Raw genomic sequence first — 15,825 nt, forward strand, 5'->3', positions numbered from 1 at the left:
TTCCGGCGAGAGGTACGGCTGCGTCGGTACGGCTGCGTTGCCCGTCAGTGTGGGTCACCCCAGTTCACGCTGATCACGGCGTACGTCTCCCCGTCTTCCGGTGGTCGCGTCCATGAGCGGGTGGTGAACGTGTGCGGCCGTCCCCGCGTGATCGCGTGGCGCGGCAGGTGGACACCGAACTCCCCGGTCACGGCCTCCAGCAGCGACCGTTCCACCTCGATGTCCACCTCCCGGGAACCGAAGAACCGGCAGGGAGTCCGACCACTCCCCGCTCCATCTGAGCAGGAACGGCCGCCAGTCGAACGCTGGTGTATTCGTCATGCGCCCGATGCTGCCATCCGGCGCTGACACTGCTCTGCAATCCTGGTGTGGGCAGGCCGTCGGCACTTGTCGCGGCCGGTCCGGCGGTCGAGGAGGTTTCATGGCTCGGGATGCCGCAGGCCCCTGCCGAGATGGCTGGGGACCCGCGGCATGAGCAGCGGAGGACCGCCGGGACCTGTCGTCGACGAGCAACATCCTTGCCGACACGGCCTACCGTCGGCCGGTGGCCCGACGGCCCGGCCTCACTTCAGGTGCCGCACGAAGAACCGGGCCGCGTCGTCCCCCGCGAACTGCGGGACGCCGGTGTGCCCGCCCATGTTGGCGTGCAGCGTCTTCTCCTTGGAGCCGAAGGCGTCGAACAGGTCCAGGGCCGCCTGCCGGTCGTTCCCTTCGTCGTCCCACTGCAGCAGGACGTGCAGCGGAACGGTGACCCGGCGGGCCTCCTCGAACATGGCGCGAGGCACGAAGCTCCCGGCGAAGAAGCCGGCGGCCACGATACGCGGCTCGACCACCGCAAGCCGGATGCCGATGGAGATCACTCCTCCCGAGTACCCGACCGGCCCGCCGATCTCGGGCAGCGCCAGGAGGGCGTCCAGGGCGGCCTGCCATTCCGGGACCGACTTTTCGACGAGCGGGAGGATGAGGGCGTCGATGATCTCGTCGGTGACCGGCTCACCCGCCTCCAACGCCCGGCGCAGGTCGACGCGGGCCTGTTCGGCGGCGGCCCAACGGGGCCGGTCACCGCTCCCGGGGAGCTCGATGGTGGCCGCGGCGAAGCCATCCGCCGCAGCGTGCCGGGCTCGCCCCGCCAGCCGGGGGTACATCCTGTGCAGGCCGAGTGGGGGATGGCCGAGGAGGATGAGCGGCGCCGGTGCCGATGCGGTTGCGGATGCGGGCGTCCACAGGACGCCGGGAATCTCGCCGAGGGTGAATTCGCGTTCGAGGACGCCGTCGTCGAGGCGCTTTTCTGAAGTGAAATGCATGGTCGTGCCTTTCGGGAGTGCTCTGGAACGGCGCTCCCGGACGACCTATCGCCCGACCGTGACCCCGGAGGGGAGCACCCATGTCGATACTGCGTTCACGGGTACCACCTCCTCGTTCTCTCGCACGGCCTCCGGAAACGTAGCAATGGTCGCCGTGTTCCGCCAAACGGATTCTGGCCTCATCGCGGCTTCACCGCGGCGGGGCGTGCTGGGGGCGCTGTCGTGTTCCTCATGAACTTCGGCCATGCCGCGCCGGCAGCTCAGGAATCGCGAGACCGATCAGAGCCACCGCGACGGGGTCACCAAGAACGGTTCGCCCCTGATTCGACCCTGGCCCGCCCCGGAACGGCCCCTGACAACGGCACTGGGCGGCCGTCGGTGCACCGAGCCTGCTGGGGCAGTCCCGGCCGGACTCGCCCATTCATGAGCGCGTCTCCCACTCCCGGTCTCGTCAGGAGAACGATTCATGCTGTTCAGAAGCAGGTCCGCGCTACGGCGCGTCGCCTTACGAAGCACGGCCGTGATCGCGGGCGCCGCTTTTGCCGTCGGCACCGGTTTCACGGCCGCCGCACCTGTCGTGTCCGCGGCGCCCGTGACCGCCCGAACTCTGCACTGGGCTCCGTGCGACGCTCCGGACAACCCTGGCGCCGAGTGTGCCACCCTCACGGTGCCGGTCGGCTGGGCCCATCCGGACGGGCCGATACTCGGCCTGGCAGTGGCCCGCCGCCAGGCCACCGGCCCCGGTACACGCCTCGGCTCTATGGTGTTCGGCCCAGGGGGGTCCGGGCGACTCCGGCGTGGAGCGGGTGGTGACCGGAGTCAGCCGGTTCAGTCCCGAGGTCCGCCGCAGGTTCGACATCGTCAGCTTCGACCCGCGTGGCGCGGGCCGGAGCAACCCGGTGACCTGCTCAGGCGAATTGCTCGCCCGGCGACCGTCACCGCAACTGGCCGGCCAAGCGGACTTCGACTCCACCTTGGCGTACAACAAGCGGCTCCGGGCGGACTGCCGGGCACGCACCGGCCCGGTGTTCGACCACCTCGACACCCTCCAGACGGTCCAGGGCCTGGACACCCTGCGGACCGCCCCCGGCGAGGCCGAACTGACCTTCCACGGCAGCTCGTACGGCACGTTGCTCGGGGCGGAGTACGCAGAGACCTATCCGCACCGCGTTCGGGCGATGGTGCTGGAGAGCGTGATGGACCACAGCGTTTCCACCACTCGCGAATTCTTGCGGTCGGAGGCGATCTCCGCGCAGGACTCCTTCGACGAGTTCGCGAGATGGTGCGCCGGTGACTCGACCTGCTTCCTGCACGGCCGCGACATCCGCACCGTCTGGCGCGGGCTGCTGATCCGGGCCGAAGGAGGCGAGTTGGAGGACCCCGCCAAGCCGGGAACTCCCCTCTTGTCAGCGGATCTGGTCAACAGGATCGCCTTCCGGAAGTACTACACCGCCGACTACGCGGGCCTGGCGAAGGCCGTCGCCGAAATGGTGTCGAGCAGCCCGCTGCCCGCCTCGCACACCTCGGTGTCGCCGCTGCCGCCGGCGACCCCCGTCTTCTGCACGGAATGGCATCTTCCGGTGCGCGACCACCGGGAGTACGCCTCGCTCATCGGCATGATGAGAAGGACCGCACCCGACCTTCCCTCCCTGCTCCCGATCCAGATGACAGCTGCGTGCCTGGGCGCGCCGACCACCAACCCGCAGCATCCTCTGGCAGCCCGCGGCGTCCCCCCGATTCTGGTGTCCAACGCCCTCCACGACCCCGCAACCGGCTACCCCTGGGCAGTCGCGGTGGCCCGGCAGCTCGGCCGCAGCGGCGTGCTCCTCACGTACGAGGGCCATGGCCACGGCAGCGTCACCCGCGGCCCCTGCATGGAGTACGCCGTCGACAGCTACCTGACCGACCTGGCAGTTCCGCCGCGCGGCACCAGGTGCCCGGTCGTGCCGTCCTGAGAGGGAAGAGTTGCGGACTGGTTCTCCCGCGCACCGGACTGAGCATCGGAGTGGCGAGCAGGCGTACACAGACCGGCTGGAGCCCGTCTCTTTGACCGGTGAGTGCCTCGTGGTGGGGGCTGGTTGGTCTGCTGCGATGACGAATAGTGAGCTGATCGTCGACCTGCGCGGTCGGCCGATCGAGACACTCGACGACTTCTGGGATGCTGTCGCCGAGCCGTGCGGGCTACCGGAGTGGTCTGGTCGGAACCTGGACGCGTGGTCGGACACGATCGAGACCCGGGGCATCTCCGAGGTGATCGACAGCCACGACATTCCGATCGTGCACGTCGACCAGCGGGGTCTCTTCGGTGGGGACCGGCGGGAGGCCAACGTCCTGGCCGGCATCTTTGACGGGGAACAGAATCGCCTCGTCGTCCATGGGCTGGTCTGACGAAGCCTTCGAACGCCTTGCTCAGTGACGGGTAAAGATGAGGATGGCAGCAAGGTGGAGTGCGGCCTGGTAGGCGATGGCGAGCTTATCCGTCCGCATTGCGAGGCCGCGCCACTGCTTGAGTCGGGCGATGCACCGCTCGACGGCGTTGCGCTCCTTGTATGTCTCGGCGTCGAAGCCGGGCGGGCGGCCTCCGGCGCGACCTCGCCGCAAACGGTGACCGATCTGATCGGCGGGCTGGGGGATGACCGCACGGATGCCACGCCGACGGAGGTGTCCACGGATCGCGCGGGAAGAGTGGGCGCGATCCGCAAGGACGATCGCAGGGCGGGTCCTTGGCCTGACGAGTCCTCTTCGCGGGACCCGGATTCCGCGGATGCGGGGCCGGCCCAGCCCGAGGCGACGAACCCGGATGCCTTCCAGCGTGGCTGTGAACTGCGGGCTGTCTCCCCGCTGCCCAGCTGTGACCAGCAGCGATAACGGTTCTGCCCTTGTTCGCAGGCCAGGTGAATTTTGCGGTCGTGGCGGCTGGAAGTGCGGAGACGTCTGATCCAACCGCTGGAATGAAGGCCCTTGACGGGCGGCTCCCCCCGGCTGGCGTATCCGGGCAGGCGTACCGGCGGGGTGGGCCCGAGTCTGGAGTCATGCACAGGCCCAGGGTTGTCGTGGAACCACCGGACAGTCGTGGCCTGCGGAAGGTCCGTGTGGGGGGTGAAGTCGTGGGTGCGGCCTGGTCGCTGCGCGATCTTCGGAAGATCCTCGTCCGCAATGGCTTCCCACCGGACATGAGCCTTGAGGATCGGGTGCTCATCTCCTGGCGCGAGGCGGGCAGCGACAGCTGGCCCGACCGCACGCGCACGAGACGCGCGACCGCCGTAGCCATGACTGCGGGCTTGATCGGGTCGGCGGTCTTCCTCATCGTCATCGGCAGCGAGGATGCCTTCGGCGCGCTGACCTTCGCGTCGCAGGCAAGCGGCTTCCTCCTCTTCCTCGCGGGCGTCACCCAGTTCCTGGCTGCCTGTGCTGTGCAGGACTACTGGGGCAAGCGGACGGTGCGGTACTCGGGGATGCTGATCCTGGTCAGCGTCTTCATTGCGCTGCTGGTCCATTCCATGCTTGTGGCCATCTGGTTCAAGGAGATGGAGTTCACGCCCTGGGTCTTCAGCTATGTGCCGCTGTTGGTGTGGTCCCTGTGGGCAAGCTGGCTCGTCGTTCGGGAGAAGGTCTGGCGTGGCACCCCGCACCCCAGACAGGTCACTGCGGGAGTGCTGGTGACTGCCCTCATCGCCGGGGCGAACTTCGCGTACTCGGCCGCGTATCAGCCGTACGCCACGCACCCCCAAGTCACGCTCAGCGCCAAGTTTGGTACGCCGCAGCTGGACCCCAGGGAGTCCGTAATCCATATTCCGGTGAGGTTCTCCCTGCAGAACACTGGAAAAGTGTCGACCATGATCCTCGGCAGCGAGTTCCAGGTGCTCGGCCGGTTTTCGGCCCCTGAGACCGGCGAAATGGGGCTGGATGGGGTCCGAGAGGATGCGGTGTCGGGCACGGACAGTGAGCTTTATGCCGGCTTGCAGAAGCGGAGTCTGATCATGACTGGGCTGATCATCGGTCCCGGAGACTGGTTCGACCCGGGGACGGGGCACGTCAAAGAGGTAACGGTACAAGTACCGAAGGAAGCCCCTTACGAGAGTCTGGAGGTCCACGGAGGCGTCACCGTGCTCAGAAGAGACCGGGGAAGGGTCGACGACTCCTTCCAGTATCCGAGGTGGTCCTGGAAGAAGGGGAAGACTGACATCTTCGAGTGTCCGCCGAAGAAGTGCGGTGACTACGTGCTGTACGTGGGCAAACTGACCCACAACAACAACATCATCAACGTGACGCGCAGACAGCGCTACGTCTTCGCGCGGCGACAGCTTGGCGACGAGTCGTTCGTGTATACGTTCATTGCCCCGCTCAATGCCCAGGGGAGGGTGTCCTACAAATACGAATCCGAAGAGACATATGGGATGGCAACCGTCCCTACCGGAACCGTCGTCATCCCCTATGCCACTGTCCTGAAAACCGCCGCCTAATGCTTCTCCTGCAATCGTTCAGGCGCGTGGTGTCCCGCAGTCAGCTCGGTACGGCGAGTGTCCGGCCCCAGCCGCGGATGACAGTCGGGGCGTCCTGGGCCGCCAGTCTCGCGGAGGACGGAGATTGCGACCGGACTGAGCCCGCGCCAGTTCCGGAAGCAGGGGACCGCCCCACGCCGCGAAGGCGCCGATGATGTCAGGCCGGGCCGCCCCTGGCGCCTGCCGCTGGATGATCGCGTGCGGCTGATCACGGCGTACTGGCGCGCCAACTTGACACTGCGACAGCTCGCCCGGACGGCACCCGGTACCTACCCGTGATCACGAGATCACCGAGCAGTTGCTGAGCAGCCCACGGAACAGGCCGGACGGGCTCGCCCCCCAGTCCACACCACAGCACCCGGAGGAACCCGGACGGACCGCCAGCCCTGAACAGCCCCGCCCGCCGGAGCGCCCCCAACCGTCCCTGGAGCCAATGCCATCCAGCCGAGGGGCGCCATACCGGGAATGCGCCTGGTCCCTCCCGCCATGCACGAGGCCGCGAGGGACCTTCACGGACGAAATGCGGCGCATCTCGTCCGCCGGATACGCAACGCACCGCACGACCACAGTCTGAATCACTCTGGTCAACTCAGAAGGGTTCAGATTGAACAATTTCTGGTCGCCCGGCTCCTTTCGGAGTGTGTGCGCCCGAGTTGCGGGATGCGGTGCGGGAGCCAAAAGTGGATATGACCTCCCTGCGCCCGTTGAGCTTTGGATCACCAGTGCCTCGGGCCGACACAAGCACATCCGGGGTAGAAGAGCACGTCCCGAGAGCATCTGGAGCCATCATGGCCAAAACCTCCCGGCGACAAATCTCCCGCATCATTGGCGCGTCCTGCTTGGCTGCCACATTTGCCCTGCCGGGTGTCAGCAGTGCTGCTGCCGCGCCTGATGCCGTCGCTCGTGCCACGACCCCAGCGCCGACCCAACCCACACCCCCAACGCCGAACCCGTCGAAGCCGGAGATGCCCCCACCTGTGGATGGTACGCCGTCGGCTACGCCACCATCTGCCGACACCCCACCCTCTGCCGACACCCCACCGTCTGCCGACACGTCGGCGCCGCCGGACTCGCCACCCCCGGATGCGTCGCCGCATCCGGAAGAGCCCGGGGAGCTTGAGGCGGAGGTGGAGAATCGGATAGCCCAAGCGCCGGCAGAGGTGAAGGAGGAGGTCAAGGAGGTGCTGACCAAAATGCTGGACCTCATCGATGACCCGAATGCGACGCCGGAGGATCAGGCCACGTACATGAACATCGCGGGAGGGCTGACCGCAACGCTGAAAGCTATCCAGGATCCGGATGTTATGCCGGAGGATCGGGCCGCGTACATAGGGATCGTGAAGGCGATGACCGCAGCGGTGATAGCAACCCTGGGACCGTCGCCACAGTCGAATGCACCGCAGGGGCCCAAATGGGCCATGAGGGCCCTGAGTGAGAACAGCGCGGGGTTGAAAGAACTCCTTGACTCGCAGTCGGCGCCGGCGAATCCGAAGGAGCGAAAGATGATCCAGAAGACCATCGCGACAGGCTTTAAGTCAGTGTCGACGGTTCAAGATCCGAAGGCATCACCGAAAGAGCGGAAGGGGGCACAAGAGACGGTGAGGCAGCAGCTCGAAGCGCTCAAGAGTCCCCAGTACCTGAAATTGATGAAAGAGATCAAGCGATACAAGCCGTCGGCGGCATGTGTCGAGACGATCGAGAACCGAACGCGTCAGGTCGGTTGGTCAGACGGATCTCTCTGGGGTCTGTCTGGTTCGTCGTGCGCTGCGACGGTGGCTGCGGGTACCAGTCAGGAAAGCACAGAGTGGCACGCCCTGTTCGTGTGCGTGCAACGAAAGCCGTTCTCTTCGTGTGTGGACTACGTACCGGAGGGTTGACAAGGCAAAGCCTGAGGCCGACTGTCCCTGACCCGGCCTCAGGGGGGAGGCGGTCTTCGGCGGGCCTTGGCCGCAGGCAGACTCCGACGCTCGCGGACGCGCATGGCTCTGCCTCGCGGCTCTGCCTCGCAACCGGTTCGGGCTCCAGGAGCCTGAGCCTGTGCGCCGTCGGACCGCTTCCACCCCTCTCCCAGGGAGTCCCGATGCGGACGACCGTGGACTCAGCGCTGCGATGACGGCAGCCCGCGGACTCCCTTCAGATTCGCGCCCGTGCAGCTCGCGTCGGTCGTGTCCGCGCCAGTCAGGTGCGCACCGGTCAGGTCAGCCTCTTGAAAATCCATCGCAGCGAATTTACTGCCGCCTTGCCCGGACCTCAGCCCCACAGATCGGTACAACTCACATCGAGCCCACCTACCTCGCCGACACCGAGCGGGCGTTTAGGACTCTAAACAAAAGTGGTGGGATTGACCTGGTCAGCGGTCGGTATCGTGCACGAGGCCGCCGGGTAGCAGGACGCGGTCAGCCGCGCAGTCGCACGCGATAAACCCGGCGACGCAGACGGTCATCCCCGGGATACTGGCTGCCCGTGGATGAGGTCAAAATTGTCGTCGCCCATTCCGAGCGCGCGACCCTGCGCGTCGGCGATGTGTTCCTGAAGGTGGACGCCGACCAGGCGCGCATCGACGTCGAGGCGATGGCCCTGGCGCCGGTCCCGACCCCGGAGGTCCTGTGGCGCAAGCCGCCCGTACTCGCGATCGCCGCGGTCCCGGGGACGGCACTCGGCCGCCTCGGCGAGCGTTACGAAGCCTGCTGGTGGTTCGCTGGCTGGCCGAACACAGCTTCGACCGTTCACGGTGGGCTGTGAGTCGACGTGCTGAGATCCCGGATGTGAGGCTGCGCGGGCCCGCTGCTGTGAGTGCCTTCTGACACATCGAACAGACCATCTCCCGGGGTGTATCGCCGGGGTGCATCGCTTGCCCCTACTCCCGACAAAGCGCGGTGCGGAGTCGTCGCCAGCAGATGACGGCGCAGCCGGACCTGGCCGAGCAGGCCATGTCCGTGCACACGGACGGGCCTGTTGCCGGGCTCTACGCTGGAAGGGACCGCAGTCGAGCGGCATCCCTCCGCAGGAGATCCTTATGGACTACTACGACCTCGGAACCCTGACCCGGCCCGTATCGACCCGTTCGCCCGATGCACAGCGCTGGTTCGACCGCGGTCTGGTCTGGAGCTACGCGTTTCACCACGAGGAGGCGGTCACCTGCTTCGAATCGGCGGCGACCGCGGATCCCCAGTGCGCCATGGCGCACTGGGGCATCGCGTACGCCCTGGGCCCCAACTACAACAAGCCCTGGGAGTTCTTCGACGAAGCCGACCTGCGGCGCACGGTGGAACGCACCCACGCCGCCGTCGAACGAGCCCATGCGCTGTGCGACGGGGCCACGCCGACCGAGCGGGCCCTCATCGACGCGCTGCGCGCACGCTATCCCTCCGCGCGCGCCGCGAAGGACTGCTCGATCTGGAACGAGCCCTATGCCGACGCCATGCGTGCCGCGTACGAACTTGCGCCCGACGACCCGGACGTCGCCACGCTCTACGCGGACGCGCTGATGAACCTCACCCCCTGGGAGCTGTGGGATCTACGCACGGGCGAACCCGCCGCCGGTGCGCGCACGCTGGAGGCGAAGGCCGTCCTCGACCGCGCGCTGCTGAGCGATGCCGGCGCCGACCACCCGGGCATCCTGCACCTGTACATCCACCTACTGGAGATGTCCCCGGCGCCGGAGCAGGCCCTTGCGGTCGCCGACCGGCTGCCGGGACTGGTACCGGACGCAGGGCACCTGCGCCACATGCCCTCACACCTCGACGTGCTGTGTGGCGACTACCGACGAGTCGTGTCGGGCAACAGCGATGCGATCAAGGCCGACGAGAAGTATCTGCGCCGGGCCGGGGCGATGAACTTCTACACGCTGTACCGCTCGCACAACTATCACTTCAAGATCTACGGCGCGATGTTCCTCGGCCAGTCCCGGACGGCCTTGGAGACGGCCGTGCAGCTCGAGGCATCCATCCCGGAGGACCTGCTGCGGGTCGAGAGCCCGCCCATGGCCGACTGGCTGGAGGGGTTCCTCGCCATGCGGGTCCATGTGCTGATCCGGTTCGGCCGGTGGCAGGACATCCTCGCGCTGCCGACGCCGTCCGACCAGAAGCTGTACTGCGTCTCCACGGCGATGCGGCACTACGCGCGCGCAGTGGCGTACTCGGCCACCGGGGCGATCGCCGAGGCCGAGGCTGAACAAGACCTGTTCCGCCGCGCGGTCGACCGTGTCCCCGAGACGCGCATGCTGTTCAACAACACCTGCCAGGACATCCTGGCGATCGCATCCGCCATGCTCGACGGAGAACTTGAGTACCGCAGGGGCGAGTACGACCTGGCGTTCGCCTCCATGGAGCGTTCCATCGACCTGGACGACGGCCTCCCCTACGACGAACCGTGGGGCTGGATGCAGCCGACCCGCCACGCGTATGGGGCCCTCCTGCTGGAGCAGGGCCGTGTCGAGGAGGCCGAGGCCGTCTACCGGGCCGACCTCGGGCTCGACGACACCCTGCCCAGGCCCTTGCAGCATCCGGGGAACGTCTGGGCTCTGCACGGCTTCCACGAGTGCCTCGTGAAGCTCGGCAAGACGGGCGAAGCTCGCATCGTGGCGCAGCAGCTCACCGTGGCCACCGCACTCGCGGACGTACCCGTCCATGCGTCGTGTTTCTGCCGCCTCGACAACATGGGCGGGAAAGACGGCGGCTGCTGCTCCGACTGACCGGCGCCGGGGCGGTGGCCCGCGCGAGGGCCACCGCCCCGGCGCTGGGAGAAGGCCACCGTGTACCCCCTGGAGGCGAACTTCCTTTTCACCCAGGACAGTTACACGGTGACTGATCTCGTGTTGCTGCTGGCCAGGCTCAGCACGGCGAAGCAGCTCGACCGGTCGCGGGCGGTGAGCGACTCCTCCCATGTCCGGGCTGCTCGGCGGGGCCCGAATGCGGCCCCAGCCCGGTTGGTGGCGCACGGCCGGGCAGCAAGCACCACATCCACGTCGACGGACAGGGCGTTCCGATCGCGGTCTCCGACCGGCGCAAACCGCAACGACGTCACCCTGCTGCCCTGCGCGCGAAGACCCCCTCGGTCCCGGACTCGTGGGACGACCGCGTCGACGGCCTGATGACCTGCTCAGCGACCGCGGCTACGACCACGACAGGTACCACCGTGCGGTCTGAGCTCAGGGCATCAAACCGGTATTTTGCCCGCCGCGGCGTCCCGCACGGCTCCGGCCTCGGTGTTCACCGCTGGGGAGTCGAGCGCACGAACGCCTGGTTCCACGGCTTCAGGTGTCTCCGCATGCGCTGGGAATGACGCGATGACCGAACTCGCCCGGGCGGCCCCGCCCATGAGGCCGGACTGCCTTTACAGGTCGAGTTCGGCGACGATGGCAGCGTGGTCGGAAGCCTGGTCGTCGGGCCCGGTCACGGTGTCGAACGGGGTGCCGGACTCGAAGATCCCACGCCGCTCCACCTCGACCGTGTCCACCTTGGCGAACAGCTCCGGCGAGAACATCAGGTAGTCGATCTTGTCGTTGGGGCTCGTGCACTTCCCATGGGTGCCGGGCGGTCCCTCGTAACTGCCATGGGTCATCGCGTCCTTCAGGCTGGTGGCCTCGAGGAACGCGAGCGGCGGGCTGCCCGGGGTGTCGTTGAGGTCCCCGGCGACTACGACATGGGCCGAGCGCTCGAGCGCGGCCTGGTAGAGCTGGGCGACGCGCTCGCCCTGGAGCTTGCGCTTGTCGCCGCCTCCGCCGCCGCGCTTGCTCTTGAAGTGGTTCCCGAGGAGCCAGAGCGGTTCGCCATCGATGTCGATCTCGTATTCCGGGCAGTCCCGGCTGAAGATGTCCCGGGAATCCTTCTTGTCGAAGATGTGCGAGCGTACGGAGGTGATCGGGTGCCGGCTGAACAGCCCCACGTCGATGCCGCGAATGTCGTTGCCGTCGATCAGCATGTTGAACGGATACGCTTCCGCTTCGAACTGGCCCGCCAGCACCTGTTTGTTGAAGCGGTGCAGGGTGAGCCGATCCTCGACTTCGACCGTCAGCAGTATGTCGGCGTTCACCTCGGCGATCACCCTGGCGGTGTTCTTGACGGCCTCCCAGCCGAGGTCGTCCTTGACCAGTTCGGCCCAGCCGACCCAGGCGGACCGTCCCGTGGCCTCGGCCCTGACCTCGATGTTCCTGCCCTCGCCCTTGAGTAGCCGGGCCCGTCCGCGGGGCTCGTTCACCAGGATCGTCTGGGTGGAGATTTCCTGGGAGACATCGACGCTGTGCTTCTTGAGAAGCTCGATGATTCTTGTCTTGTCGTTGGCCGTATACGTTTCGTGATCGAGGATTTCGACAAGTTTCCTGAAGTCCTCGAGCACGGCGTCGCGTATGGGGTCGTTCCCGCTACCGAAGACGACGGGCCTCCGGAAGAGGTTTTCGCAGTTGAAAGTGGCTATGCGGATGCTCATGGCCCCTCCTTACACACATCCGATTCTCCGGCGGCGTGCCGTGGCTGTCGAACGGAGCAGGGCCGCTCCCGGGGAGCAGTTCTCAAGGGCGTCAGCCGCAGAGCGGGCCCTCACAACGCTGGTCCGCCGACCCGACAGGCGATGATCTCCGAAGGCGACATGTTGCTTGCCCTGATCGGCGAGACCCGCCGCTGGGAACCCAAGCGCCTTCACCTGCGGCTGTTCTCCGCCGCTGCTCGGCTCGTGCACACCGGCCGCTGCCACTGGCTCTGCAGCCGACTGCCACTGGCTGAGCACGATGCTCGGACGAGCCGACTGAGCCGCTCAGGAACCAACTGACGTGCTCAGTAACCTCGATTGTGACTGAGCGCGCTACCTGGCCCGTATGGACAACTTCGATGCTCAGATTCCGCTCGCCCTCACCGCGCTGCGGCCAAGCGCGGGGTGGCCTCAGTCGTCGCTTCCGGCACCGCGATCGGGTGCGCTCATGTCCCCCGTCGCGGGCGTGCCGTCGGCGAGCCCGTAACGCAGGTACACGGTGCCTTTCGGGCCGGCTACCGGAGGTGCGAGGAGCGTGACGTTCGTGGGCACCGCGCCATCCTCGAACACCTTCTTCCCGACGCCGAGCACGATCGGATGCAGCCAGAGGTCGAGACGGTCGAAGAGCTTTTCGCGCAGCAGGGTCTGCACGAGGTTCAGGCTCCCGACGACCTTCACGTGCTTGTGCCGGTCACGGATCTCGCGCACCGATTCGGCGAGGTCCGGGCCGAGCTGCGTGGATCCGGCCCAGGAGAGGTCGGGCCTGCCGCGAGAGGCCACGTACTTCGGGACGCTGTTGAAGAGGGTGGCGATCTCGTTGTCCTCGCCGCCCTCCTGGTGAGGCCAGTAGGCGGCGAAGATCTCGTACGTCCGCCGGCCGAGCAGGAGGGCGTCCGTGCCCTCGTACGCGGCACCGACCTGTGCCCCGGCGACCTCGTCCAGCAGGGGCGCCTGCCAGCCACCGAACGGGAACCCCACCGGGTCCTCTTCGGGGCCGCCGGGCGCCTGCCCGACAAGGTCGAGGGTCGCGAACAGCTCGATGTGGATGGAGCCCATGACTTACTCCCGATGAGTCGGTTGTCTCCCCCAAGAAATAGACCAGCGGACGCCCGCAGACTCATCGCCACGACGGCACCCGGGTTCACCCGGTCGGGCGGAATGACCACGAGGTCGCCTCGCCAGGGAACGGTAAGAAGACCAGTCCGTTGCGACGGCGATTCACCGGGCCGGCTCCCCCGCGGGCCGCCTATCGCTCATCCGGCCAACCAGAACGCCTCAGGGGCCATCTGCAGCGCTCGGCCCCTCGGCCTCGCGGACGCTGAAACCCAACGGGAACGGCTCTCTTCCAGCTGTCCAACGCCGCCGACTTCCCCGGACCGCCGCCCCACCTGGCCCGAGGGTGCGAGTCCATCCCTCCAACGGCCCCCGCCACCTGCGAAGACACCCACACCCATGCCATGTTCGCTTCGTGTGTGTCCGACCGAAAGGCTTCCCATGGACCAGCAGATCGTGCAGGTGAAGATTCATCCGGCGATCGGTGTCGCCCGGGTCGGCAACAGTTCCGCAGCGCCGTTCATCGGCCCCGAGTCACCGCACCAGAGGCCGCTTTCTCCCGGTTCCACCAAGGACGCGTCCGGGGCGGTTATCAAGCAGGCGGCCCGGTTCCGGGTTTACGGCTACAACCAGGCGGGCCAGGTTGTCCGCGAGCTGAAGCTCGGCCAGGACGGCGTGAGCGAGATCCGCTGGTCGGTGCACCTGGCCAACAAGAAGGCCGCCTGGTACCGCTTCCACATTCCGCTCGACATCCCCGAAGCGGCCTCCCTGACGCCGGAACAGCGAGGCAGGCGAAACGCCGACGTGATCGGCGCCGAGCGCCGGAATCTCGTCATCGACCCCGGCATCCGTACCGTTCGCGCCTCCCTGCATGACGTGGGTACCTTCGACACCGGCACGATCATGGGCCGAAAGGTCCCGCTCGGCACGATCTCTACCGAGCCCACCGGCCGCCTGCTGGTCGTCGGCGGCAACGGGAAGTCGTCCTCCTACACCACCCCGGAGAAGCCGATCACCGGCGTCACCAACAACGACACCTGGTACGACGACGTCTCCGACGGCCCTGTGACCGCGGAGGTCGCGATCGGCGGACAGACGAGGACGGCGACGCCGGCCTGGGTCGTGGTGGCCCCACCGCACTACGCCCCTGGCGTGAAGACCGTCCGCACCCTCTACGACGTACTGCAGGACGTGTTCACCACGGAGGGAACAGTGCCGGGCGAGGACGTCGTCGCCTATGCCGACCACATCGAGCCGATCCTCAGCAGGTTCTGCGGGCTGCAGTGGACCAACCACGGCTTCGCCACCCAGTTCGGCTGGAAGGGCCCCCACAACTTTCTCGACCCCGCACTGCGTGCACGCCTCGCTGACCCGGGCGGCAGCAGCCAGGAGCTGCGCCGCCAGATCTACGTCCAGATGCGCGACTACGCACGGGACGGAACGTCACCGCTGCCGTGGCCCTGGCTGTACGGCGACGCGATGTCCAGCGGCGGGGGCACCTCGGAACGGCAGCACATCAGGCTCTCCCCGACCCAGGACCGGCTGCTCGCCCGGTGGGCGGAGGGCCGATTCCAGCCCGGTCCGCTCCACACTCACCACGAGGACCTCGATGAGGCACCCGTCCAGGAGCAACCGGCCCTGCTCGACCGGGCCGCGCTGGACAACTGCGCCGCGGACGCTTTCCACCCCGGCTGCGAAGTCACCTGGTCTGTACGGAGCAAGACCATGTACGCCGAGCCCTTTCGCATCCTGCACCGCTCACCGGGCACCCCCGAACGCGACTACGGGGACGTCCTCAGCGACCAGGAGGTCAAGTCCAAGGACGGCCCACTGTCCGCGCAGGGCCCGGGAGACCTCACCCGTTGGATGGCCGCCCCCTGGCAGTGCGACGCCGCCAGCTGCCGCTCCGGCTACCAGGTGCTGAGCGGTCTTGGCCCGCGCTACAGCCCCTACCTGCCCACTTTCTGGCCCGCCCAGATCCCCAACCACGTCCTGAAGCGCTCGGACTTCGACATCGTCAACGACCCCGGCGCCGACCTCCAGGCCAGAGAGCAGGCCTTCGAACGACGCGCCGTGTGGCTGCGCGGCCTGACCGGCTCCGACTTCAACAAGCAGCGCCGGCAGATGATCGACGACTGGCCCGACTTCGGCATCGTCGAGACCCACAGATACGAGGGTGGGGACGGCAGGTTCCCGGAGTTCATCCAAGTCGAGTCCATCCCCGGCGAGCAACTGCGAGGGGCACCCGATCACGCCAACCTCGTCAACGTTCAGGTCCCGCAGGCCGCCAGCCCTCTACTGGCCGCTGAGGCCGGCAGTTGGAGCGGGGAACTTTCGGCCGAACAGGTGGAGGACGCCCTGGTGACCCAGGCCATCGGCGAGGCCATGCGCGCTACCGGCCATGACGAGGCGGCGATCGCCGCCGGCTATCTGGAGAACCTCGACCCGCTCCACGAATCCCAGTGACCTCCCAGACGGCGACATGCAGACCGCCACGCGAA

The 15,825-nt window shown here is 67.3% G+C and carries 10 protein-coding genes and 4 pseudogenes; 8 read left to right on the plus strand and 6 right to left on the minus strand.

Annotated features, from left to right (window positions below):
* Positions 1-44 precede the first annotated feature (44 nt).
* Together OG844_RS10670 and OG844_RS10675 are read right to left on the minus strand one after the other, a co-directional pair.
* A pseudogene (locus tag OG844_RS10670) lies at positions 45-254 on the minus strand (SMI1/KNR4 family protein); the annotation flags it as partial.
* A 309-nt stretch (positions 255-563) separates the two neighbouring features.
* The gene (locus tag OG844_RS10675) at positions 564-1,304 is read right to left on the minus strand and encodes an alpha/beta hydrolase (RefSeq protein WP_406389651.1); all 741 of its coding nucleotides are present in this window, start codon (positions 1,302-1,304) and stop codon (positions 564-566) included.
* 809 nt (positions 1,305-2,113) lie between these two features.
* On the opposite strand from OG844_RS10675, the gene OG844_RS10680 reads away from it, so the two are divergent.
* Positions 2,114-3,259, plus strand: coding sequence for an alpha/beta hydrolase (locus tag OG844_RS10680; protein WP_406389652.1), 1,146 nt, complete (start codon positions 2,114-2,116; stop codon positions 3,257-3,259).
* Between the two features lie 136 nt (positions 3,260-3,395).
* On the plus strand, positions 3,396-3,692 hold the full coding sequence (locus OG844_RS10685; protein ID WP_406389653.1) for a barstar family protein: 297 nt from the start codon (positions 3,396-3,398) through the stop codon (positions 3,690-3,692).
* A 21-nt stretch (positions 3,693-3,713) separates the two neighbouring features.
* Here OG844_RS10685 and OG844_RS10690 read toward each other — a convergent pair.
* Positions 3,714-4,207: pseudogene (locus OG844_RS10690) on the minus strand (transposase); the annotation flags it as partial.
* Between the two features lie 129 nt (positions 4,208-4,336).
* Here OG844_RS10690 and OG844_RS10695 point away from each other — a divergent pair.
* The 3 genes and pseudogenes from OG844_RS10695 (at position 4,337) to OG844_RS10705 (ending at position 7,683) form a co-directional block, all read left to right on the plus strand.
* Positions 4,337-5,767 carry a hypothetical protein gene (locus tag OG844_RS10695; RefSeq protein WP_406389654.1) on the plus strand — a complete coding sequence of 477 codons (1,431 nt, stop codon included), beginning with the start codon at positions 4,337-4,339 and terminating at the stop codon, positions 5,765-5,767.
* 123 nt (positions 5,768-5,890) lie between these two features.
* Positions 5,891-6,058: pseudogene (locus OG844_RS10700) on the plus strand (IS5/IS1182 family transposase); the annotation flags it as partial.
* A 536-nt stretch (positions 6,059-6,594) separates the two neighbouring features.
* Complete coding sequence (locus OG844_RS10705; RefSeq protein ID WP_406389655.1) at positions 6,595-7,683, plus strand: hypothetical protein; 1,089 nt, start codon at positions 6,595-6,597, stop codon at positions 7,681-7,683.
* 221 nt (positions 7,684-7,904) lie between these two features.
* Here the strand turns inward: OG844_RS10705 and OG844_RS10710 are convergent, their stop codons facing one another.
* Complete coding sequence (locus tag OG844_RS10710; RefSeq protein WP_406389656.1) at positions 7,905-8,024, minus strand: pentapeptide repeat-containing protein; 120 nt, start codon at positions 8,022-8,024, stop codon at positions 7,905-7,907.
* A 245-nt stretch (positions 8,025-8,269) separates the two neighbouring features.
* Between OG844_RS10710 and OG844_RS10715 the strand changes: the two are divergent.
* Positions 8,270-8,509, plus strand: a pseudogene (locus tag OG844_RS10715) (aminoglycoside phosphotransferase family protein); the annotation flags it as partial.
* A 313-nt stretch (positions 8,510-8,822) separates the two neighbouring features.
* On the plus strand, positions 8,823-10,499 hold the full coding sequence (locus OG844_RS10720) for a hypothetical protein (RefSeq protein WP_406389657.1): 1,677 nt from the start codon (positions 8,823-8,825) through the stop codon (positions 10,497-10,499).
* 641 nt (positions 10,500-11,140) lie between these two features.
* On the opposite strand, the gene OG844_RS10725 is transcribed toward OG844_RS10720, so the two are convergent.
* On the minus strand, positions 11,141-12,232 hold the full coding sequence (locus OG844_RS10725) for an endonuclease/exonuclease/phosphatase family protein (protein WP_406389658.1): 1,092 nt from the start codon (positions 12,230-12,232) through the stop codon (positions 11,141-11,143).
* A 450-nt stretch (positions 12,233-12,682) separates the two neighbouring features.
* The gene (locus OG844_RS10730; RefSeq protein WP_406389659.1) at positions 12,683-13,327 is read right to left on the minus strand and encodes a dihydrofolate reductase family protein; all 645 of its coding nucleotides are present in this window, start codon (positions 13,325-13,327) and stop codon (positions 12,683-12,685) included.
* A 438-nt stretch (positions 13,328-13,765) separates the two neighbouring features.
* Between OG844_RS10730 and OG844_RS10735 the strand changes: the two genes are divergently transcribed.
* Positions 13,766-15,790 (plus strand): LodA/GoxA family CTQ-dependent oxidase, encoded by a 2,025-nt coding sequence (locus tag OG844_RS10735; RefSeq protein WP_406389660.1) that lies wholly within the window; start codon positions 13,766-13,768, stop codon positions 15,788-15,790.
* Positions 15,791-15,825 lie beyond the last annotated feature (35 nt).

This window comes from Streptomyces sp. NBC_00887, assembly GCF_045207585.1.